Here is a 21,627-nt window from a genome sequence, read left to right on the forward strand (position 1 = left end):
TGTTTTCCCCTCCTTGACTTTTTGAGCAAGAAAGCCCTAAATAGGGCTTTTAAACTGGATATACAGGATGTTTACGATCCGTAAATACTTGATATTTACTCATATACATTTCGAAACGCCCTTTTAACTCTTCACGTAAATTGTTTGGATGAACAATACCATCAATCACCATCTCTGATGCTAAATGATAAATATCAATATCTTTCTTATACTCTTCACGTTTTTCAGCAATGAAGCTTGCACGCTCTTCTTCTGGTAAAGCCGCAATTTTATTTGCATATACAGCATTGACCGCTGCTTCTGGACCCATTACAGCAATAGAAGCTGTCGGTAATGCTAAGCAGCAATCTGGTTCAAATGCCGGACCTGCCATTGCATATAAACCAGCTCCATATGCTTTTCGAACAATGATAGAAATTTTCGGTACAGTTGCTTCACTCATTGCAGAAATCATTTTTGCACCGTGACGAATAATACCAGCGCGCTCTACTTTCGTACCAATCATAAATCCTGGTACATCTGCAAGGAATAATAATGGAATATGGTATGCATCGCATAAATTAATAAACTTTGCTGCTTTATCAGCTGAATCGTGGAATAAAACGCCACCTTTCATACGCGGCTGATTTGCAATAATACCTATTGGCTTACCATCAATGCGTGCTAAACCTGTAATGAGTTCTTGAGCAAATAATTTTTTCACTTCAAAGAATGAGCCGTCATCTATAATTCTGTTAATCAGATCTTTCATATTGAAAGGAGCATTTTGATTTTCTGGAATGATTTGTTCTAACGTTTTATCGAACTGTTTCGGTTCTTGAGGTGTCATCAATGGAGTCTTTTCTAAGTAGTTGCTTGGAAAATATGAAATGTATTGTCTAGCCTGTGTAATTGCATCTTCTTCTGTCTTACATAAAACGTCTCCGCATCCTGATACTGAGCAATGCATACGAGCCCCGCCCATTTCTTCTAAAGTTACCTTCTCACCGATAACCATTTCAGCCATACGTGGAGATCCTAAATACATAGATGCATTACCTTCCACCATCATAACAACGTCACAAAAAGCTGGAATATATGCACCACCAGCAGCAGAAGGACCAAATAATAAACAAATTTGCGGAACTTTACCTGATAATTTCACTTGGTTATAAAAGATTCTTCCCGCACCGCGGCGCCCTGGGAACATTTCTACTTGATCTGTAATACGCGCTCCAGCAGAGTCAACTAAATAAAATAATGGAACACGTAACTTTTCAGCCGTTTCTTGAATACGTAAAATCTTTTCAACTGTACGAGCTCCCCATGATCCGGCTTTCACAGTTGAATCATTTGCCATTACGCACGCAGTACGCCCATGTATTTTACCAGTTGCAGTTACAACACCATCAGCCGGTAACCCTGTTTGCTCACAATTTGCAAATAATGCATCTTCTACATATTCGCCATTATCAAATAGAAGAGCTAAACGATCTCGAACAAATAGTTTTCCTTTTGCTTTGTTTTGTTCATGATATTTCGGTGCTCCACCTTGTTTAATCGTTTCAACTCGTTCTTCAAAATTATTTGATTGTTGTTTTTGATCTAACACATTTACTCCCCCTTATACATCGGTTTGCGTTTTTCCTTAAATGCCTGTAATCCTTCTAATCTATCTTCCGTATGGATTACACCCTCGTACGCCTGTTTTTCCATTTGTAATCCGGTATGTAAATCTACTTGAACACCATTAGAAATTGCTTCTTTTGCTAATCGAACTGCAATAGGACCATTACTAGCAATTTGATTTGCAATTTCAATCGCTTTCTCTTCTAGTAAATCAGCTGGTACGACGAATTCTACTAAACCATATTCTTTCGCTTCTTGCGCCGATATACGTCTTCCTGTATAAATTAATTCTTTCGCTCTCCCAACACCAATTAATCTCGGTAAACGCTGCGTACCACCTGCTCCAGGTATAATTGCAAGGGTAGTTTCAGTCAGACCAAGGCTTGCATTTTCAGAAGCGATTCTAAAGTCACAGGCTAAACTCAATTCCGTACCACCACCAAGAGCAATTCCATTAATAGCTGCAATAACTGGTTGTGGTAATTGTTCCACCATTTCCATAGTAGTACGAATCATACCAACCGCATGGCGAACTTGCTCTTCATTCATACCAGCTCGTTCTTTTAAATCTGCGCCAGCACAAAACGCTTTTTCACCAGCCCCTGTTAAAATAACTACACGTGTATTTGACTCTTCACTTATTTCCGTTAATATTATTTGCAATTCTTCTAATAACGCTAAAGATAAAGAATTTGCTTGTCTTTCACGATATAACGAAACCTTTACAACATGCGGTGTTACATAGTCAACTGAAATATTTTGTAATTGTAGCATCTTCTCACCTACTTATCGTTTTATGTTGAAGCGCTCTATACACATGACTCGGTAATTGGATATTTAACTTACTTTGAATAAATTGACTAGCTCTCCATAACTTTTCTTCGTCTATATTTGTTTGGACACCTAACTTATGGAGCATATGCACTAAATCATCAGTTGCAACATTTCCTGATGCTCCCGGTGCATATGGACATCCCCCGAGTCCACCACAAGAACTATCAAACGTTGTAATACCGTGTTCTAAAGACTTCACTACATTTGCAAGTGCCATCCCATACGTATTATGAAAATGCATTGCAAACTGCGAAGCATCATACTTCTTTAATAGATGTTCTAATACTTGTTCTACTTGTAATGGATTCGCTACACCAATCGTGTCACCGAGAGAAACTTCATAAATGCCGTATGAAAATAGTTGATTACATATTTCATCAACTGCTGTGGCACTTATATCTCCCTCATACGGACATCCAAATACAGTAGAAACATAACCTCTAACCTTTTTCCCTTCGAATATTGCCTGTTTTGTTATATCTTCAATAACAGTTAATGCTTCTTTAATTGATTTATTAATATTACTTTTATTATGAGATTCACTCGCTGATAAAAAAACATTCACCTCATCTACATTTTGCAAAAAAGCTCGTTCCAAACCATTTTGATTTGGAACAAGCGCAGCATATGTAACATTGGGATCCCTTTTTAGCTCAGAAAAGACATCATTTGCATCCGCTAAGGCAGGAACCCATTTTGGGTGAACGAATGAGGAAACTTCAACGTACGACAATCCGGCTTCTGTAAGTAGTTGAATCCATTTTACTTTATCTTTTGTGCCAACAATCTTTTTTTCATTCTGTAAGCCATCACGTGGCCCTACTTCTTTAATGACAGCAAAATTAGGTAGTTTCAATTCGCTTCCCCCTATATCTCCCTATTCAATTTCTAGTAATACATCTCCTTCATTTACAAAATCGCCTTCTTGCACATTAATTTTCATAACTGTGCCAGCTTCTTCTGAAATGATTGGAATTTCCATTTTCATAGATTCCAAAATGACGACATCCTGCTCTTCCTCTACTGTATCTCCTACTCCTACAACTATCTTCCAAACATTTCCTGCCATCGATGCATATACTTTCGTCATCATTTTTTCCCCCTTAATATTCATAAATCTTATTTTTTAACAAGCTGTTTCGTTACGAAACCCGTTGTATAAATACCACTTTTGAACACATCGTCTCCGAGCACTTGCAGTAGCATCGGTGTATTTGTTTTAATACCTTCAATTTTTAACTCTTCTAAAGCATTTTCTAATTTTAAAATTGCCTCTTCACGAGTTTCACCATGAGCAATGACTTTCGCAATCATTGGATCATAAAACGGTGTAATTGTTACATGATTCTCTAAAAAGTGATCCATACGTATATTTGATGGTAATGTTAAATCTGTAATTTTCCCAGGTGACGGGAAGAATGTTTTCGGATCTTCTGCATATATACGTGCTTCAATGGCATGACCACTACGTTTTACATCATCCTGAGTAAATGATAGTTTCTCTCCACTTGCGATAAGAAGTTGTTGTTCTACAAGATCTAACCCCGTAATTTCTTCTGTAACGGGATGCTCTACTTGTAATCTCGTATTCATTTCTAAGAAATAGAAATTTTTCTGATCATCTACAAGAAACTCAACTGTACCTGCATTTGTATACCCAAGAGCTTTAGCAGCTTGTACAGCCACTTCTCCCATTGCTTTTCGTGTACCTTCATCTAAAAAAGGTGAAGGTGCTTCTTCGATTACTTTTTGATTTCGGCGCTGTACAGAACATTCACGTTCCCATAAGTACACTGTGTTACCATGTGTATCTGCTAAAAGCTGAATTTCAATATGATGCGCGTCTGCAATATAACGCTCTAAATACATTTCTCCATTACCGAAGAAATTTTGTGCCCTTGTTTTGTTACTTTCAAATGCTTTGGTGAGCGTTTGCTCAGTTTCCATCAACTGCATTCCAATGCCTCCGCCGCCCGCGGATGCCTTAAGCATTAATGGATAACCAATTTGTTTTGCAATTTCAATTGCCTCTTCAGCAGTTTCAATATTTGTAGTAATACCTGGAACTACTGGTACATCTGCTGCTTGCATTGCTATACGTGACTCAATTTTACTTCCCATCTTCGTAATGATTTCTTCTGAAGGACCAATAAATACGATTCCTTCTTCTTTACAGCGAATCGGAAAAGATGGATTCTCTGATAATAATCCGTACCCCGGATGGATTGCTTCAACATTTGTCTTCTTAGCTATTTCAATAATTTTTTCAAGGTTTAAATAGCTTTCTTGAACTCGTGGACCACCTACTAGATAAGCTTCATTTGCCATTTTTACATGAAGGGCATTTTCATCAGCCTCAGAATAAATAGCGACGGTACGAATTCCAAGTTTTTGACAAGTTTTCATAATGCGAACTGCGATTTCCCCGCGATTGGCAATTAATATTTTTTGAAACATAGTGATTCCTCCTTTTTATCTACATCCTAAATGTCTAGCAATTACGAGACGTTGAATTTCAGAAGTTCCTTCACCAATTTCTAACAGTTTTGCATCACGAATATGTCTTTCAACTTCATATTCACGCATATAGCCATAACCGCCATGAATTTGTACTGCATGATTCGCAATACGACTAGCTGCTTCAGATGCAAATAGTTTTGCCATAGCCGCTTCTTTACCGAAAGGTTTATCGTTATCTTTTAACCATGCTGCTTTATGTACTAAATTACGTGCTAACTCTACTTCAGTCGCCATATCCGCTAATTTAAATTGAATCGCTTGGAAATTAGAAATTGTTTTTCCAAATTGTTGACGTTCTTTCGCATATTGCAATGCACGTTCAAATGCAGATTGTGCAATACCTACTGCTAATGCTGCAATTGAAATACGTCCTCCATCAAGTGTATATAAGAATTGTTTAAATCCTTTATTAACATCACCAAGAATATTTTCTTTCGGTACACGCACACCATCAAGTACGATTTCACAAGTATTAGAAGCGCGAACACCCATCTTATCGTAAGGACTTGAGATCGTTAATCCTTCACTTGTAGTCGGTACGATAAATGCAGAAATACGTTTTCTACCATTCTCTTCAACACCGTTGATAGCGGTTACAATAATTGTATTTGCATACTCTGCGTTTGTAATCCAGCACTTTTCACCACTGATTACATACTCATCGCCATCTAATACAGCTTTCGTTTGTGTGCCTCCTGCATCTGATCCAGCGTTTGGCTCCGTTAATCCGAAAGCGCCTAACGTTTTACCTGATGCCATTGGAACTAAATATTTTTGTTTTTGTTCTTCTGTACCGAAATAATAAATTGGAGAAGCACCTAATGAAATTGTTGCAGCGTAGCTTAAGCCTGTACCACCACAAGCACGACCAATTTCTTCAACTGCTAGCGCGTACGATACTGTATCGCCACCTGAACCTCCATACTCTTCTGGGAATGGGATGCCTAATAATCCTAGTTCGCCCATTTTTTGAAATGTTTCATATGGAAACTCTGCAGTTTTGTCATAATACACAGCTTTCGGTGCGATTTCCTTTTCAGCAAAGTCACGTACCATTTCTTTAATCATTTGTTTTTCGCGAGTTAGAGTAAATTCCATTCCGCTACACACCCCTTATCGAATATTGAGTTTCGACAGCGTGCGAGTTTCTACTACAAACATTACTTCTTAAAAGACAAGAATATTAGTTAGACAATTGCTACAATTCTGTCATAACTTAATTTTAAAACAGATTCTGTACTAATGCACAAAAAAATTCCTACATTGTTCTACAACAACATAGGAAGTTTCATGTCGAATTATGTAATTTATTGTTTAATAATCTCTACCTTTTCCCGAATCAGAAATTTCTACTAACGCTTCAGGATATGGCTCAAAATATGTTTGTCTTAATAAATACTTTTCATCAAACCGAATGGCCCATGATTTTAAAATTGCAAGCAAACTACTAAGTGGTATTTTCTTTTCTGCATACTTTTGTATCAGTTCTAAAAAATAATCTTTTTCTTGTTTTTTTAATTTCGTTTTAAAATATCCGAAAATATGTTCACATACATTTACATTCGATGTATAGCGGGGCGCGCGCAAAAATAATTCATATAAAGACTTCTCATAATTATCAAATACAATTTCAATCGTTTCATTTTTTTGATTTGCAATAATACGCCCTAATTCTTTTTGTTTTACCTGATTATATGCCATAAATAAATATTTATTGTCCGACTGAAACGATACAAGGTCTTTCATATTTTTATTATGTTTAATCATTTTGTAATATGCGATTGTAAATAACCTTGTAAAGAAATGTTCTCTAATAATAAAATTCGACAATCTACCTTCTTCTTCAATTGGAAGGTGCGAAAATTTTTTTAATACTGCTCCGCCAAATAAGCCTGGTCCCTTTCCTTTTGCTGGCGCTTTTTCAAAACCAGAATAAATTTTCACATCACGCGTACCACAACTTGGCGAGCGATTCTTTAAAATAAATCCATCTACATCGGATATCGTTTGTAAAAATCTATTTGAAAATTGCTCCATTTTTTCAGTAACGTCTTCTCTTGTCGACGGTTGCACAAGTTTATTCACACCATTTTCTTCTACGATTCGTATCGTTTCACGAGGAATTCCCAATCCAATCTCGACTTCTGGACAAACAGGTATAAATGTAACAAATGGCTGCAAATTTCGTATTGTTACATCCGGAATCATTTCTCCATTATAACGACAAGCATCAAATTCTAAACATTTACTTACAACGATTGTCGGTTTAGCAAATTGGCGCATTTCCTTACCTCCGTGGCGTTAGTCCGTACAAAATAAATTGAATCGTATTTTCAATTTCCAATTCATCATCCCAATTCTCTTCAGGTAATAATAAAAATCGAGTTAATAGAAATCCTAAAACAGCTGATAATGTAAGACGTAACACGGAAGGTGGTGGCATCTCAATAATTTCCCCTTCTTCTTGAAACTTTACAATTAACTTTTTAAAATGTGAAAGCAGTTCTGTTTCTACTAATTGTTGTATTTCACTTTTTAGCTCTGGCTGAAACGGCACTTCTTGAATTAATATTTTAATCATTGGAAAGTGCTTTTTGGCAAATTCAAATCGATTAAGAATGACTACTCTTAAAAGCCCTTCATACGATTCATAATCAGTTTTAAATATTTCTTTCGCAAAAGCTTGTACGAAAAATGGTGCAGCAAACTTTGTTAAAGTTGGCATTACGACCGCTAACAATAAATCTTTTTTCGTCTTATAGTAGCGGAAGATTGTTCCTTCCGCTACACCAGCACGCTTTGCAATTTCACTTGTTGAAGTTGAAGCATATCCTTTTTCTCCAAACATATCAACAGCTGCTTCTAAAATACGCATTTGACGTTCATTTCTTTTATCAGTATTAGTTGCAGCAATTAATTCCTCAAGCCAATCCTTCTTCATGTATAAAGCTCCTTTTTGTCATTATTATATTTTGCGATGTTTCTTTAAAGCAAATACATTTCCTACTGCAAATAATAGTGAAAAAAGTAGTAATACAGTAAGATCCAATGCAATTTCTGTAAATCCTTGATTTCGAATCATCACTTGCCTCATTGCATCAGCGCCGTATGTGAGTGGAAATAATTCCCCTAACATTTGGAGCCACTTATTCATAGATTCAATTGGAAACAAGCCAGAAAAGAATATTTGTGGCACAATAACTAGCGGTATAAACTGAATCATTTGAAATTCATTATTTGCGTATGCTGATAAAAACGTCCCTAATGTTAGTGCAGTTAAAGAGAGCATACATGTAATAAGTAGCGTTAGCCATATAGAACCTGCTACATATAAATCTAAAACATAGACTGAAAAACTTACAATTATAACAGATTGTATGAATGCAAAAATTCCAAAACCAATTATATATCCAACAACTATTTCCCATCGTCTAACTGGTGTGGACAATAATCGCTCTAATGTACCACTTAAACGTTCTCTTACGAAAGAAACTCCTGACAAAATGAATACAAAGAAAAATGTAAAGAATCCAATTAACACGGGACCGAGCCCATCAAACATCGTAAAGTCTTTAGAGCCATGTAAATAATTCACTTCAGGCTTCATAATCGATGCATCATTCTTCTCTGTGCTCTTTTGCAATATTTGGAGTACAGCACGGTTTTTCGATGAATCACTACCTTCTAACAAAAGATTCATTTTTCCATTCTCTAAATGAATTACTGCATCGATCTTTTGTTTTTCCAACTCAGAAATCGCTTTCTCTTTGCTATATTCATAAATTGAGGCTTCCTGATTTTTCATCACATTTACTATTGGAGCGGGCACATCAACTACAGCAATATGTGGTATATAATCTTTTTGTGTAAATATTAAAGACAATAGCCAAAGTAATAACATTGGTGCCCCAAACATCATAGCTAACGAACGTTTATCTCGAAAAAATTGACGAATAATACGAATGATTACACCATTAACTCTCACGATTCAACCCCCTCTTCTAACAAAAAGACATCTTCAATTCGTCCTGATGATACACGTTTTTTCAATTCCTCTGGCGTTCCAACCGCAACTAAGTTCCCTTCTCTAATCAACCCTAAACGCTCACAAAACTCTGCTTCATCCATAATGTGCGTCGTTACAATAATAGTTGTGCCCTTCTTTTTAAGTTCATAAAATTTTCCCCAGATTGTTTTTCTAAGAAGCGGATCTATCCCCACTGTTGGCTCATCTAAAATTAATATTTCAGGTTCATGAAGAAGTGCTATTGCTAATGAAAGACGCTTTTTCATCCCACCTGAAAAATGCTGTACTTGCTTTTTCATATGTTGTGATAATTGTACAAGGTCAAAAACCTCTTTGATTCTTTCCTTTTTATGCTTTCCCTTTAATCCATACATCGTTGCAATAAAATCTGCATTTTCATATGCTGATAGTTCTTCGTATAATGCATCAGCTTGAGCCATATAGCCAATTCTTTTCATCTCATTTAAATTTGGCATGTTAATGTTGTATACAAATACATTACCTTTAGATGCCTGATTAATACCTGCAATCAATTTAATAAGCGTCGTTTTCCCCGATCCTGAAGGCCCAACTAAACCAAATATCTCTGCTTTTTCAATTTGTAATGAAAGATCGTGTAAAACTTCTTTTTTCCCAAAACTTTTCGATACATTCTGTAAAACAATTGAAGGTTTTTGCACGTATTATCCCTCTTTTCTATAAAATAAAAGTGAGTACTCACTTTTATTTTACTCTTGCGTCATTATATGTCAATCTTCATTGATTAGTATTTATTTTCAATCAACAATATTAAACAATGAAACAGAGTCGACATTAGAATATAATTTCTTAAAGTCGACTCTGTTTCATTTAAACTATGCATTTCACTTTATGTTTCTAAATTCATATACTTCCTAATTCTAGCAAGGTCTAAAGAATATTCGATAACTAATTGCTGTAACGGGAAAATAACTGTATCGGGATATAAATGTGCATATTGCAATGTTTCTGCATATTTTTCTAATCTTTTTTCTAAGTATTTTATAATTTGCTCAGGATGGCTCACTAATAAACATTGACAATAATAATGTATTTGTTCCTCAATCGCCGTATACTCTTCAATTTCATATTCTTTATGCATGTGTACACCCCTTTAAGTTTTTTACATAAATTCCTTATCACACTTTTCACTCGACAATTTTTAAGTTTTTTGATTATTTACACTATAACAAACTCTTCAGGTCAAATTTTGTTACTTTATGTAACGTAGAGAATTTTTAACAAAATTGTAATGTAAACTTGTACAAAATAAATAAAGCACCTTTACTCATTCTGTACACCAAAAGTCGCCCAATTTAATTTAACTGGGCGACTACAATTTCTGGCCTATTAAAAATCCTTTGCGGAATGATACTATTTCCTAATCCTCTACTAACCACCATCGATGTATTTTGTTTTTATATACTTCCATATAAACCGTGATCCTTATTGTCTTGCAATAACACAAACAATAACATTATTCCTACTTATGAGATAATCCAATAAAAAACATTTTACTACACACTGAGATTATATGTAGTATAAGGCAGTCCTGCTTTTTTCCACGCAAGAAATCCTCCCTTTAGAATAACTACTTCCTTTATACCAACTTTTTGTAAAATACTAACTGCTATAGCGGAACGTAATCCAGTTCGACACTGTAAAACTATTGGAAAATCTTTCTGTACAAAACCTGCTGCTCAATTACCTACTCTTTTATGTACCTTTGTCATAAATGTTAATACATGCATTTGAGAACGTCTTTATTGTTTTTTTCAGTCCCTCAATAATAGTATAGTGAAATACTGTAACTATTAAAAAACGAATGGCACAAAAAAAGCATACACCTGCATTTTCTGCAAAGTTATGCTTTTTTGTTTTCACTTGCATTTTAAACTCTTATATTGGCTTCACTAGTTATATAATTTTTCTATTCTACATATCTTCTAAAGTTTTCTATATTTCTGACAATCAATTTTTTATTTCCAATTGATGTAATGAGTCCCAACTCTTCAAACTTACTAAATTTACGGCTGATTGTTTCTCTTGTCATTCCTATATAACTTGCTATTTCTTCTCGTGTTAACGGTAGATTTATAAGTATTCCTTTATCTGTTTTCTTTCCATATTTCTCACAAAATTCTAGAATTATATAGGCTATTCTAACTTCAGGGTCATTTGTTGCTAGATTGTGTGCCAAATTCTCTGTTTGCGCTAATCTTTTAGTAACAGTCTTTAATAATTTTAATGCAATACTTGGATTTCTTTCCATAATGTTATCCATATCATATTTGGTTAACATGCAAATTTTCGTATCTTCCATCGCATATGCACTAAAATTGCTCTTTTCCTCATGATTAAATATGTTTAATTCACAGAAACATTCACCACTCATTAATATATGCAAGATTTGCTCTTTTCCTTGTAAAGTTAATTTAGATAACTTTACTCGTCCCTGATTAATAATAAATAAAGTGTCAGATCTCTCTCCTTCTTGAATTAATAATTGACCTTTTTTAAATTTTTTATGTTTTGACATTGAGGCTATTTTTAAAATTTCCTCATCAGATAAGGAATTAAAAATTAGTACTTTTCTAGGACAAGGTAATACTATATTTTTTTCATAGCAATTTTTTGGCATATTTCCTCATTTCCTCTTTCTTCTCTCACAACATATTGAATAAAATTATTAAATATAGTATACCGTTTCCTAAACAATAAATTAGTGATTGAAATCACGTCGTACACTTTTCTAAATATAGAATAGTAACGAGAAATCTAATTTCTTTCCCGTTACTTTTCGTTCTATTCTTCTATTGGTGCAAATTTTTCAGTATCTTCTCCACATACAGGACACACCCAGTCTTCTGGTAAATCATCAAAACTCGTTCCCGGTTTGATGTCTTCATCTGGATCTCCGATTTTTGGATCATAGATATAACCACATGGTAAACAGATATATTTTTTCATGATAAAGCCTTCTTTCTATTATTATATTAAGATTTTATTTCCATATTTACTTTGTTCATTATTTCACTTATAGTTGTATTTTGTAGATCAATTTTTTGTAATGATACTTGTTTTTCAATCGCAAATTTGTAAGGCATCGATGCAGTAACTCCTTCCAATGAAATAACACCCACTATTTTATTATCTTTAATAAATAACCTTGTATACTTCTCCTTATCATCTTTTTCAACAATTGTTGTATCACATTGGTTTTCATTCACGCATCCAATTGAAAATAAAGATACATCGAATGCATTAAAAATAGTCATTGCAATTTCTTTTTTGTAAATGGCAGGATTTGATACCATATTACTTCCTGCTATTCTCCCTTGTTCCATTGCCGTTCCCCATAGTCCTTCAATCTCACCATTTACCTCTGCCACATCTCCCGCAGCAAAAACAGCATCTATATTCGTTGCCATCTTCTCATTAACAAGAATACCTTTATTTAATTGAATAGGAGTATTATTCACAAGTAAGGTGTTAGGCGTGACACCAATTGAATACACAATACTATCACAATCGATTTGATGATTACCATTTAGCTTTATCCCGGTTACTGATTCCTTTCCTAGAATAGAATCTATTGTAGTATTTAAGTATACTTTAACTCCAGCACTTTCAATTTTTTGTCTTAAGATTAGAGAAGATTTTTCATCTAATTGTTTTCCCATTAATGTAGACGCCACCTCTACAATGGAAACCCTTTTACCAGCTTTTAGAATGGACCAAGCTGTTTCTAGTCCTTGTACACCTCCACCAATGTTGACCACATTCTCTTTATCTTCTAGGCATTTTTTTAACTCGTCTGCTTCTTCTATATCCCTAATAGAAAAAATATTTTGTTTTTCAATTCCATCTACCTCTAATTTTCTATTATTTGCTCCCGTACAAATTAATAGTTTATGATAAGAAAATTCTTCATTATTTGATGTTACAATGGTTTTCTGGTCTGTATCAATTTTCAATATCTTTGTATTCGTGAGAACTAATATATTATTAGCTTGATACCATTTTTTCTTTTTAATCAACACTTTTTCACTGTGTAAATCTGAATATAAGTCTTTGGACAACTTAATTCTTTTGTAAGGTAATGAAGGTTCTTCACCAAAAATAAATACATTTGAATCTTTATCGTTTTCTCTAATAGTTTTAGCAGCATTCACAGCAGCTACTCCGCTTCCTATAATAATAAAATTCTTTTTCATGTTTTCACATCCATTTTTCTATTAAATAGAACTCAATAATAAATCTGTGACAAATGTTGTAGCATGTTTGATTTTCTTTACTTTCTCCTCATCTTTTGGAGAGAATCTGATACGAATAGGAAATTCAACATGAGTCATACCTGTAGATTTAATAACCTTTGAAGTACTTTGTACATTCATATTTGTTTCATTTAGATAATCTTGTACTACCTCGATTGCTTCTCCACTCCAGCCATAAGAACCAAATGAAGCTGCAATCTTCCCTTCTAAATTCATTTCTGTCATTTCTTTTAAAATTTCTTCTAAGTTCCCAATCATATCTGCATATTTAGTTGAAGATCCAATGAAGACTGCATCTGCTTCTTGAATACTTCTCATAATTTCATTTCTTTCTGCTTTATCTGCATTAAATACTGTTACTTGAATGTTATCAGTTTCGAAAGTTTCTTTAATTATATTTGCTATTTTTTTTGTATTGTTTTTAATTGTTGTATAAACAATTGTTACTTTCTTATCCTTTGTTGTATCGCTACTCATTTTCGCATATAAATCAATATATTTTTGAATATCCTGACGAATAATGTATCCATGAGACGGTGCAATCATTTGTACGTCTAAATCTTTTAAGGCTTTTATTAATGTCCTTACATATCTTCTATGCGGATGAATAATAGCATTATAATACCCAATGAAGTCTTCTGTAATATCTACATTCACTTCATCACTGAAAATCTCGTCATTTGCTACATGCGTACTAAAAATATCGCACGGGAATAAAATCTTATCCTCCACGCAGTAGGTAATCATCGTCTCTTCTGTATGAAGATATGGAGTTTCTTTAAATTTTAATGTCTTTCCACCAATATCTAACGTATCACCATCTTTTACAATTAAAAACTTCCGATGATGCAGCTTATACATTTCTTGTATTTCCGGTACTGCAATTTCCGTGCATACGATTGTAGCATTTATAGCTCTTGATGCTAATGCTGCCAAACCTCCTGAATGATCGGGTTCAGTATGATTCACTACAATATACTGAATTTCTTCTGGATCAATTAATTTACTTAAAGATTCTACAAATTCCCTTCCAAATTCTAAATCAACTGTATCAATCACTGTTGGCTTTTCAGTTTTTAGAAGATATGCATTATAAGTCGTTCCTTTCGCTAAGATTAAGCGATGAAACGGAACCTCTCTATTATCAACTTTCCCTACCCAATATATATCCTCGGTTAGCTTAATTTCTTTGTTCATATAATTTTATTCCTCCTCAAATATATTTGATGTACAGTTAGATTATATAAATCTTGCTACAATAAAAAGAGGACTAGAATCACATTTTTTAAAATCAATAAAAAATACCTTAGCAAAAATAAGACTAAGGTATTCCTCCATAAATATTTATTTTATAGCCACAATTACTAGAGCGGGACCATCAGCTGAATACATTTGTTTTTCAAAATTAGCGTAAATCTCTACTGACTGAAAACCGCACTCTTTTATTATAGGTAGTAATTGATTCTTTGTAATTGGATACAGCGAAATACTATTTGAAAATTCTTTACCATCTACATTCAATGTTGCAGTAAATATTACTTTTTCTCCCTCAATTTTATAATCTCGTTTAAACAAGAACTGCTCCTTCTGAATTTCAGGAAATATGAACTGTTTTTGAATCAATATTCTTTCATAATTTACAATTTGAATAATAAACTTCCCACCTGTTTTTAGTTTTTCTAAAGATTTTCGAGTAAAATCTTTAATTTCTTCAATATTATCTAAATGAACAAGAGTATTCCCAATACAATAAATACCATCAAATAACCCAGATACATTGTCTATTTGTTGCATTCCAAATGTATTTACATAGAATTTCCTTTCGTGGATTTTAGCTTTCTCACAAATTTTAGCTGCCATCTTCTTCTCGGGTTCCATCGCAGTCACGGTCATACCTCTTTTGACCAACGCTTCGGCTACATTCCCTGTTCCTGCCCCAACATCAAGCACAGAGTGTCCCTTTTCTAAATAAGAGGTAATAAAATTTATTTGTTTTTCATTTGCTGGAAAAATTTCATTATAATAAGGTGATAATACTTGATAAAATGTCATTAATTAAACACTCCTTTTTGTATTTGAATAAAAGTTATTTTAAGGAAGAAAATTGGATGCAACCTTGATTTAATTCCAGACACTCTAAATTGCTTCTTTAATATAATAACTGCAAGAAACTATTAACCTTTATAAAATAAAGTATTTAAAAATTAATATTGTTGTAATGAAAAAGTAAATAGAATTTATAGTCTCTAAAATGCCCACTTTTAAAATAGAGATATTTCTACCATAAAGAACTATAGAACGTATCAAACTTGGTATAAATATAATGCTAACCCACGGTGATGCAATTAAACTAGCGATCACAAGGATAGTATGATACCCCCATGAAACAAAGCGATACGTTAGATTCTTTTTTTCTCGAATCATCGTTTTCACATAGAATGTACTTCCTATAAAATATAAAAAAGATATAGTTACTATCATAAATATGTTTTTATCAACTGTTTTCATTGTGAAATAATAACTAATGATCCCTCCTATACAAAATAGAAGAATAGCACATATATCATTTAGTAAAGCTCTTTCGTTTTTCTGGCTAGAAAAGTAAATATTGATGAAAAAAAATGGAATCATAATAATAGAAAAAAACACTATACGCCACTCATAGAAAAGAGCAATGATTGCACATACACAAGTCACACTCAAATACGTAAAGAAGCATTGTAAGTAGCCTTTCTTTCTTGGCTGTTTTACATACATTAACAAAGGGTATGTAGCCAAATATACAAATAACCATGCTAAAAAAAGAGGTATATGATACCATGTCCATTTGCCCATTAAAATACCCAAAACAAACGGAATTAACAGCATGCCCCAAGCTCCATGCTGTTTTGGAATAATCAACTTCATTTTACCAACACCTCACACTTGATTTTTTTATTAACAACGTTAATAAAAAGGATACATAACATTAAATCTATAATGTAAAACTTTTATCAACGGGATAGCTCCTCTAGTGATAATTCCTCTCCCCACCAATCATGAAATTACCACTCTCGAAAAGTGGAATGAAATATTTTTCAAACCACTCTTTCCTTTAAAGATAAACTGTGTTGAAAACAAAAGCTGTGAGTGAAATCACTGCATTCTATTTTTTAACCTTTTTGTTATAAGTTGTGACTTTGGTCAGTTAGTTTTTAATCGCAACTCTTTCTCCTTTTTTTAACTCTAAGGTAAGAGGGTTACTGTCCAAAATAGTGGGATAAACCTATATAAAAAGAAATAATAATGAAATAAACAAAAATATATGTCATTACATCAAATTATAAAACCAAAAAAACGGGACATGAGTAAACTCTTACTCATGTCCCGTTTTTATACACTCTTTTTCTGTTTTCGCAAGGATTTTGGAATGTATACACAGAAAGGTTCACTGTCCATATACTCTCCTGTTATCGCATATGCTCTAGAACGTGATCCCCCGCAAACATATCGAAACTCACAAACACCGCACTTTCTTTTATATTTTTCCCGATTACGATAATCTTTAAAAACAGAGGAATTTCGATAAATTTCAACTAACAATACTTCTGTGTAGAAGGAAAAAATGAAGATAAAACTAATCCATTAAAAATACTTTTCACGAATTCAGATAAGTAATATTTTTAAGAAAGACAAGATCTAACATCTTAGCTGTTACAATGGGTAGATTCACATAATTCACACCTATGATAAGTATTACATATCGCTTATTTCCCGTTACCTTTTTCTGTATATAATGATAAAAAATTGTGAAATTTTATCGCATTATGTAAGACATTTAATATCAAATATATTATTTTCACTATGAATTTAATGTGTTTATAGGATTTGTATCGATAAACACAGTGCTAAATTGACTCTTAAGAAGTAATTAACGTTTGATTTATCGGAAAATTGAAAAAATATGTGTAGATAGATATCATTGTAAATGAATATATAATTAACTTTAATTTCCTGACATAATTTCACTTAATTCTTAATTTTTTTCGTGCACTATGAAATAAAATATTGCACCATGTCAGTCTTTAAAAGATTATATATCATAACTTTAAGAGAGGAAGGAAAACTATGAAAATGAAAAGAAAAATCATGATGACAACAGCACTTGCAGCTACATTAGCTACAGGTGCACTACCGACTACATCGGTGTTTGCTGCAGAAAAAGAGGCTCCTATCCAACAAAAAGAGGTACAAGTGAGTATTCAACCATTTGCACAAAATAATTTGGAAACAGCCGTTAATGCTGCCTTAAATGGCCCAGAAGTCAAAAAAATAAAAGTATTTGAGCATGAATTTAATGTAAAAGAAATAGAAGTAGTAAATCTAGGGGCTGGAAAAAAATATGTTAAAGGGCAAATTTCTCATCATTTAAGTTTTCGTCCAGATGATCAATTTTATTATGAGTTTACAGTGCAAGATGGAAAGGTAATAGATAAGCCTGTATTTAATATTGATAGAGGTGGTTGGACACCATTTGCTGCTCCACTTTTATCAATTCTTGCTGCCTATAATGGGATTCCAGTTAATCCAAATGATTTAAATGCACTTGGTCAGCAGCTTGGAAAAGTTATAGATGGAAGCTGGGAACATGCAGCCCAATCTATCGCAACTGTAGTTAGTTTAAGTTTTAATGAGTAGAATTTTTTAATTTTTATTAGCCTTGCAGAGGTCCATTTTTCGTAGGTAACCTTGTTATAAGAGATTCTGAAACAGCTATAAATAGATTTTTACCACTCAGTCACATTATCTTGATTTGTTAACCACCTTATCATTCATTATATGTCACAGAATAGAAGTCTTTTTTAAGGCTTCTGTTTTGTTTGTATACAATAAGATAAAAGGTTGTTTTTTCGAGTCTATACTTCGATTCTTTAAGAATCCGTTTGGTTATTAAGTACAATTCATAACAACAAATTATTAAAGTCTCAAATAAGTTACTCCCCCTATTTTTAATTATTTTCAAACACAAAAATTCATTACTTTAAAAATGAAAACAATAAATATAGTGCAAAATCATCTTAATCTATTGTTTAAAGGTCAGGAGAGATAAAATGAACAAAATAAAAATGAGAAATTTCTTTAAAATTAGCATCCTCACATGTTTTACACTAGCAAGTTTAAGTACACCATCTCCTATTTTAGCTGATAGTCATCCAGGTTATTCCTATGAATCCAATATAGGATATCAAAATCCATCGTGGATGTCGAAAGTAGAAGATTCAACAAAACTAAGTAAAATATCTATTCCAGGGACTCACGGTACAATGGCTTTACATGGAGCAAGTTTTCTTGATGAAAATTTGACAAGAAATCAAACTATGAGTCTATCCCAACAATTAAATTCTGGAATTCGATATGTAGATATGCGTGTTAAACGTGTAAAAGATTCTTTTGCAATGTACCATGGGATTGTAAATCAAAAAGCAATGTTTGAAGATGTATTAAAAGAGGCAATTCAATTTTTAAAAGATTATCCGACAGAAACAATTTTAATGCGCTTAAAAGAAGAAACTACTCCTGAAAATGGATCACTATCATTTGAGGAGATATTTTTAAAATATAAAAACGTTAATGCTTCATATTTTTGGGATTCTAATTCCGTACCAACTTCAGATAGAAACAACCCTACTTTAGGAGATATCCGGGGTAAAATTGTAATCTTACAAAACTTTACTTCCTCTCAATTGTACGGTATTGATTACGAAAGTTTGAATATACAAGATAAATTTGAAATTGGAAGCGGTCCAGACGAAATATATGGAAAATGGAATGCAGTAAAAACACATCTACACAACGCAAATACTAACTTTAATAACGGAAAAATATATCTCAACCATTTTAGTGGTACAGGTGGTGCAGCAGCATTTTTAAATAATGTATATCCTTGGTTTGTTGCAAGCGGAAAAGAGAATAGAAATACTGATAGTAGTCCTAAGTTGATTCAAACGAATTTCACTAATGAGTGGAGTGATTTCCCTCGCGATAGAAATGGGCAAGTATATTATGGTGGGATGAATACACTTGGGACCGAACTCTTGCATCAAGGTGAAATAAAACATGCTGGTATTATCGCAGCTGATTTTCCTGGACCAGGTTTAATTGATAGTATCATTAAATTAAATGGTACACATTCAAATGAAAAAGAACTATTAATTTCGCAAATTTCATCCGAATCTAGTCCTTTATCCGGACAACAAAATCGATCCAGTCAAAACTTTAAAATTGATAGTTTACCTGTAGGTACTAAGGAATTAAAATGGATTATTGAGCCTTCAGAAAAAGATCATCCTTCTACTATTTCTTTCAATGTAATGATTGATGTTTCCCTAGGTACAGATTCTACTCGTTGGAAAAATATTTCACATGGATCTAGGACCGAAGCTTACACGAATACTAAATATTATATTGCAAGTCCAATTGGTGCCACTAACAAATTTACAGTGAAAATATACGCCATTACAAATTAGAAAATAAAGAATCCCAATGGAATTCCTTTTTGATGGAATACCATTGGGATTCTTTCTTGATTTCATTTCGTAAACATTAAGATGGTGATTAAATTTATTCACATATCATTTAAACCATTAGATAATCCATATTTGGAACGACCCTTAATTTTCAAAAAGAAGTGCTGAAATGTTAACTACCTTTTTCCGCTTATCATTTATTCAAAACTGGCTTCCAAAGCGATAGGGCAAAAATCCAATTTGAGTCGCCATTTCCTTGATGATCTTGAACCGCTTCATATACTTTTCCCTCATATACAACTCTATCACCTTTAGTATATGCTTTTCTTGCATCCCATTTTTCATATATGGAATCCTCTGACTTTGTAGTTACATTCAAAACATCACTTCTACTAGATTCATTTCCAACTAAATCAACCGCCGTCACTACATATTTGTACGATGTATTAGCCTTCAAATTTTTATCCATAAAGGATGTATTATCCGCTGTCCCAATTTTATTCATAACCCCAGCGCTTTCTCTATATACAATATAATGGTCAACACCTACATTATCTTCAGATGGACTCCACATCAAATCAACAGTTGTCGCTGTTGTACCCATACTATGTAATCCTTTTGGTTGAGTCGGAGCCTCTATATCTGGGGTTGCATTTGTTGTCTTAACCTTTATTTTTTCACTTTCTTTTGATATGTTTCCAGCAGAGTCTAATGCCTTTATTGTATAGGTATATTCCGTATCTGCTTTTAGTTTTTTATCGATAAAAGTTGTACCTGGTACCGTATCAATTACTTCTCCATTGCGTAACACTTGATATTCTTTTACACCTATATTATCAGTAGAGGCCTTCCATGTTATTTCAACACTATTGGCAGAGACTTTAGACGCATTTAATCCAGTTGGTTGACTTGGAGCTACTGTATCGGGAGTTTCATTATTTACTAAATTTACATCAATTACATTATAAAACGCATTTGACGTATCTGCTACATCCCATACAGCTAAAATAACATGATAACCATTACGATCAGTTGGTACATTAATTGTATGTGCTAAATTATTTGATGCGGCCGAACCATCATGTTTCACAGTTCCAATTGGTTCTAATTCAGCACGTGTTAATGGTTTATTAGGATCCCACCCCTTTTTTGTAATGTAATAATGCCATTTGCTTGTAGAATGTGCCGCTGTATATTTCCATGTAAATGTATTTGCTCCACCCTTAATTGTGTTTTTGAACCAGCGACTTGATGTTTGTTGGTCAAGAGTTCCTCCAAACAATCCTCCTGCCGAAGCAATTTTCCCATCAATTGGTCCACCTTCTGGGAATCCTTTAGGTGCTTCTAAACTTTGAGGTTCGTACATTACATTTCCACAATTTAAATTTAATGCTCCATAATTCTGACTACATAAAGCAGCACGACTACTTGGTTTTTCAACAAACCCATGTGCATATGTACTTTGAGGAATCATTGTAATTGCTGCCACCCCTGCAGCTAAAACACAAGCACCAATTCCTTTTTTACTTTTTCTTAATCTTTCTAATTTAGATGTTAATTTCAAATTCATTCTTATCCCCCCAATATATTGTTTACGCTAATATAATAGCAATATAGGGATAAACGAACAAATCGCTAATTAATATATTAATATCTCTCATAAATTGGTACATTTATTAATATTTTTAATCTCCTATAAACATAAAGTAAATACAATAACTCTATTTTGTAACATTATGTATTAAAAGAAGAATAAAAACTTCATTTAATTTCACAAAAAATTCAAATATTATTATAGAGAATCTGTCTCTTATACACATCTCCGAGCCCACGAGAC

Annotated in this window: 20 protein-coding genes and 3 pseudogenes; 2 read left to right on the forward strand and 21 right to left on the reverse strand. The window is 33.3% G+C overall.

Translation table 11 applies throughout. From position 1 onward, the window contains the following. Positions 1–49 precede the first annotated feature (49 nt). From JDS95_RS26810 to JDS95_RS26905, 20 genes and pseudogenes are all read right to left on the reverse strand, one after another. A complete protein-coding gene (locus JDS95_RS26810; RefSeq protein ID WP_000886736.1) occupies positions 50–1,591 on the reverse strand; it encodes an acyl-CoA carboxylase subunit beta in 1,542 nt (513 codons plus the stop codon). 2 nt (positions 1,592–1,593) lie between these two features. Beyond that, complete coding sequence (locus tag JDS95_RS26815; RefSeq protein WP_000939825.1) at positions 1,594–2,382, reverse strand: enoyl-CoA hydratase; 789 nt, start codon at positions 2,380–2,382, stop codon at positions 1,594–1,596. 4 nt (positions 2,383–2,386) lie between these two features. Then, the gene (gene mvaB, locus JDS95_RS26820; RefSeq protein WP_000775420.1) at positions 2,387–3,298 is read right to left on the reverse strand and encodes a hydroxymethylglutaryl-CoA lyase; all 912 of its coding nucleotides are present in this window, start codon (positions 3,296–3,298) and stop codon (positions 2,387–2,389) included. Between the two features lie 21 nt (positions 3,299–3,319). Then, the gene (locus JDS95_RS26825; RefSeq protein WP_001987345.1) at positions 3,320–3,535 is read right to left on the reverse strand and encodes an acetyl-CoA carboxylase biotin carboxyl carrier protein subunit; all 216 of its coding nucleotides are present in this window, start codon (positions 3,533–3,535) and stop codon (positions 3,320–3,322) included. Between the two features lie 26 nt (positions 3,536–3,561). Then, positions 3,562–4,899 (reverse strand): acetyl-CoA carboxylase biotin carboxylase subunit, encoded by a 1,338-nt coding sequence (locus JDS95_RS26830; RefSeq protein ID WP_000486759.1) that lies wholly within the window; start codon positions 4,897–4,899, stop codon positions 3,562–3,564. 15 nt (positions 4,900–4,914) lie between these two features. Then, a complete protein-coding gene (locus JDS95_RS26835; RefSeq protein WP_000397277.1) occupies positions 4,915–6,060 on the reverse strand; it encodes an acyl-CoA dehydrogenase in 1,146 nt (381 codons plus the stop codon). Between the two features lie 216 nt (positions 6,061–6,276). Further along, positions 6,277–7,245, reverse strand: a complete 969-nt coding sequence (locus JDS95_RS26840) for a YbgA family protein (protein ID WP_001248626.1) — start codon at positions 7,243–7,245, stop codon at positions 6,277–6,279. Positions 7,246–7,249: 4 nt separating this feature from the next. Continuing rightward, positions 7,250–7,903 carry a TetR/AcrR family transcriptional regulator gene (locus JDS95_RS26845; protein ID WP_000711176.1) on the reverse strand — a complete coding sequence of 218 codons (654 nt, stop codon included), beginning with the start codon at positions 7,901–7,903 and terminating at the stop codon, positions 7,250–7,252. A 24-nt stretch (positions 7,904–7,927) separates the two neighbouring features. Further along, positions 7,928–8,947, reverse strand: a complete 1,020-nt coding sequence (locus JDS95_RS26850; RefSeq protein ID WP_001265598.1) for an ABC transporter permease — start codon at positions 8,945–8,947, stop codon at positions 7,928–7,930. Next, a complete protein-coding gene (locus JDS95_RS26855; RefSeq protein WP_001171601.1) occupies positions 8,944–9,669 on the reverse strand; it encodes an ABC transporter ATP-binding protein in 726 nt (241 codons plus the stop codon). The genes JDS95_RS26850 and JDS95_RS26855 overlap by 4 nt, the downstream gene beginning before the upstream one ends. A gap of 188 nt (positions 9,670–9,857) precedes the next feature. Next, the gene (locus JDS95_RS26860; RefSeq protein ID WP_000548626.1) at positions 9,858–10,109 is read right to left on the reverse strand and encodes a hypothetical protein; all 252 of its coding nucleotides are present in this window, start codon (positions 10,107–10,109) and stop codon (positions 9,858–9,860) included. A gap of 214 nt (positions 10,110–10,323) precedes the next feature. After that, positions 10,324–10,425: pseudogene (locus tag JDS95_RS26865) on the reverse strand (metallophosphoesterase); the annotation flags it as partial. 99 nt (positions 10,426–10,524) lie between these two features. Further along, positions 10,525–10,698: pseudogene (locus tag JDS95_RS26870) on the reverse strand (rhodanese-like domain-containing protein); the annotation flags it as partial. A 239-nt stretch (positions 10,699–10,937) separates the two neighbouring features. Further along, positions 10,938–11,648 carry a Crp/Fnr family transcriptional regulator gene (locus JDS95_RS26875; protein ID WP_001125574.1) on the reverse strand — a complete coding sequence of 237 codons (711 nt, stop codon included), beginning with the start codon at positions 11,646–11,648 and terminating at the stop codon, positions 10,938–10,940. Between the two features lie 164 nt (positions 11,649–11,812). Further along, the gene (rd, locus tag JDS95_RS26880) at positions 11,813–11,977 is read right to left on the reverse strand and encodes a rubredoxin (RefSeq protein WP_000759863.1); all 165 of its coding nucleotides are present in this window, start codon (positions 11,975–11,977) and stop codon (positions 11,813–11,815) included. Positions 11,978–12,003: 26 nt separating this feature from the next. Further along, positions 12,004–13,224, reverse strand: a complete 1,221-nt coding sequence (locus JDS95_RS26885) for an NAD(P)/FAD-dependent oxidoreductase (protein WP_000739216.1) — start codon at positions 13,222–13,224, stop codon at positions 12,004–12,006. 21 nt (positions 13,225–13,245) lie between these two features. Then, positions 13,246–14,481 (reverse strand): FprA family A-type flavoprotein, encoded by a 1,236-nt coding sequence (locus JDS95_RS26890; protein WP_001031033.1) that lies wholly within the window; start codon positions 14,479–14,481, stop codon positions 13,246–13,248. 147 nt (positions 14,482–14,628) lie between these two features. Then, positions 14,629–15,336, reverse strand: a complete 708-nt coding sequence (locus JDS95_RS26895; RefSeq protein WP_085450764.1) for a class I SAM-dependent methyltransferase — start codon at positions 15,334–15,336, stop codon at positions 14,629–14,631. A gap of 129 nt (positions 15,337–15,465) precedes the next feature. Continuing rightward, positions 15,466–16,191 (reverse strand): YwiC-like family protein, encoded by a 726-nt coding sequence (locus tag JDS95_RS26900; RefSeq protein ID WP_000766861.1) that lies wholly within the window; start codon positions 16,189–16,191, stop codon positions 15,466–15,468. A gap of 448 nt (positions 16,192–16,639) precedes the next feature. Continuing rightward, a pseudogene (locus JDS95_RS26905) lies at positions 16,640–16,863 on the reverse strand (radical SAM/SPASM domain-containing protein); the annotation flags it as partial. Positions 16,864–17,391: 528 nt separating this feature from the next. Between JDS95_RS26905 and JDS95_RS26910 the strand changes: the two are divergent. Together JDS95_RS26910 and JDS95_RS26915 are read left to right on the forward strand one after the other, a co-directional pair. Then, positions 17,392–17,961, forward strand: coding sequence for a hypothetical protein (locus tag JDS95_RS26910; RefSeq protein WP_000782801.1), 570 nt, complete (start codon positions 17,392–17,394; stop codon positions 17,959–17,961). 413 nt (positions 17,962–18,374) lie between these two features. Further along, complete coding sequence (locus JDS95_RS26915) at positions 18,375–19,790, forward strand: phosphatidylinositol-specific phospholipase C (RefSeq protein WP_085450767.1); 1,416 nt, start codon at positions 18,375–18,377, stop codon at positions 19,788–19,790. Positions 19,791–19,983: 193 nt separating this feature from the next. Here the strand turns inward: JDS95_RS26915 and JDS95_RS26920 are convergent, their stop codons facing one another. Further along, positions 19,984–21,360, reverse strand: a complete 1,377-nt coding sequence (locus JDS95_RS26920) for a lytic polysaccharide monooxygenase (RefSeq protein WP_001049836.1) — start codon at positions 21,358–21,360, stop codon at positions 19,984–19,986. Positions 21,361–21,627: the final 267 nt, after the last annotated feature.

This window comes from Bacillus cereus group sp. N24 (assembly GCF_016483345.1).
Taxonomy (GTDB): Bacteria; Bacillota; Bacilli; order Bacillales; family Bacillaceae_G; genus Bacillus_A; species Bacillus_A toyonensis.

Bases quoted from the DNA above. Each gene is read 5' to 3' on its own strand.
- JDS95_RS26815 (WP_000939825.1), bottom strand. From the start codon at position 2,382: ATGCTACAATTACAAAATATTTCAGTTGACTATGTAACACCGCATGTT.
- JDS95_RS26825 (WP_001987345.1), bottom strand. From the start codon at position 3,535: ATGATGACGAAAGTATATGCATCGATGGCAGGAAATGTTTGGAAGATA.
- JDS95_RS26830 (WP_000486759.1), bottom strand. From the start codon at position 4,899: ATGTTTCAAAAAATATTAATTGCCAATCGCGGGGAAATCGCAGTTCGC.
- JDS95_RS26835 (WP_000397277.1), bottom strand. From the start codon at position 6,060: ATGGAATTTACTCTAACTCGCGAAAAACAAATGATTAAAGAAATGGTA.
- JDS95_RS26840 (WP_001248626.1), bottom strand. From the start codon at position 7,245: ATGCGCCAATTTGCTAAACCGACAATCGTTGTAAGTAAATGTTTAGAA.
- JDS95_RS26845 (WP_000711176.1), bottom strand. From the start codon at position 7,903: ATGAAGAAGGATTGGCTTGAGGAATTAATTGCTGCAACTAATACTGAT.
- JDS95_RS26860 (WP_000548626.1), bottom strand. From the start codon at position 10,109: ATGCATAAAGAATATGAAATTGAAGAGTATACGGCGATTGAGGAACAA.
- JDS95_RS26875 (WP_001125574.1), bottom strand. From the start codon at position 11,648: ATGCCAAAAAATTGCTATGAAAAAAATATAGTATTACCTTGTCCTAGA.
- rd (WP_000759863.1), bottom strand. From the start codon at position 11,977: ATGAAAAAATATATCTGTTTACCATGTGGTTATATCTATGATCCAAAA.
- JDS95_RS26885 (WP_000739216.1), bottom strand. From the start codon at position 13,224: ATGAAAAAGAATTTTATTATTATAGGAAGCGGAGTAGCTGCTGTGAAT.
- JDS95_RS26890 (WP_001031033.1), bottom strand. From the start codon at position 14,481: ATGAACAAAGAAATTAAGCTAACCGAGGATATATATTGGGTAGGGAAA.
- JDS95_RS26895 (WP_085450764.1), bottom strand. From the start codon at position 15,336: ATGACATTTTATCAAGTATTATCACCTTATTATAATGAAATTTTTCCA.
- JDS95_RS26900 (WP_000766861.1), bottom strand. From the start codon at position 16,191: ATGAAGTTGATTATTCCAAAACAGCATGGAGCTTGGGGCATGCTGTTA.
- JDS95_RS26910 (WP_000782801.1), top strand. From the start codon at position 17,392: ATGAAAATGAAAAGAAAAATCATGATGACAACAGCACTTGCAGCTACA.
- JDS95_RS26915 (WP_085450767.1), top strand. From the start codon at position 18,375: ATGAACAAAATAAAAATGAGAAATTTCTTTAAAATTAGCATCCTCACA.
- JDS95_RS26920 (WP_001049836.1), bottom strand. From the start codon at position 21,360: ATGAATTTGAAATTAACATCTAAATTAGAAAGATTAAGAAAAAGTAAA.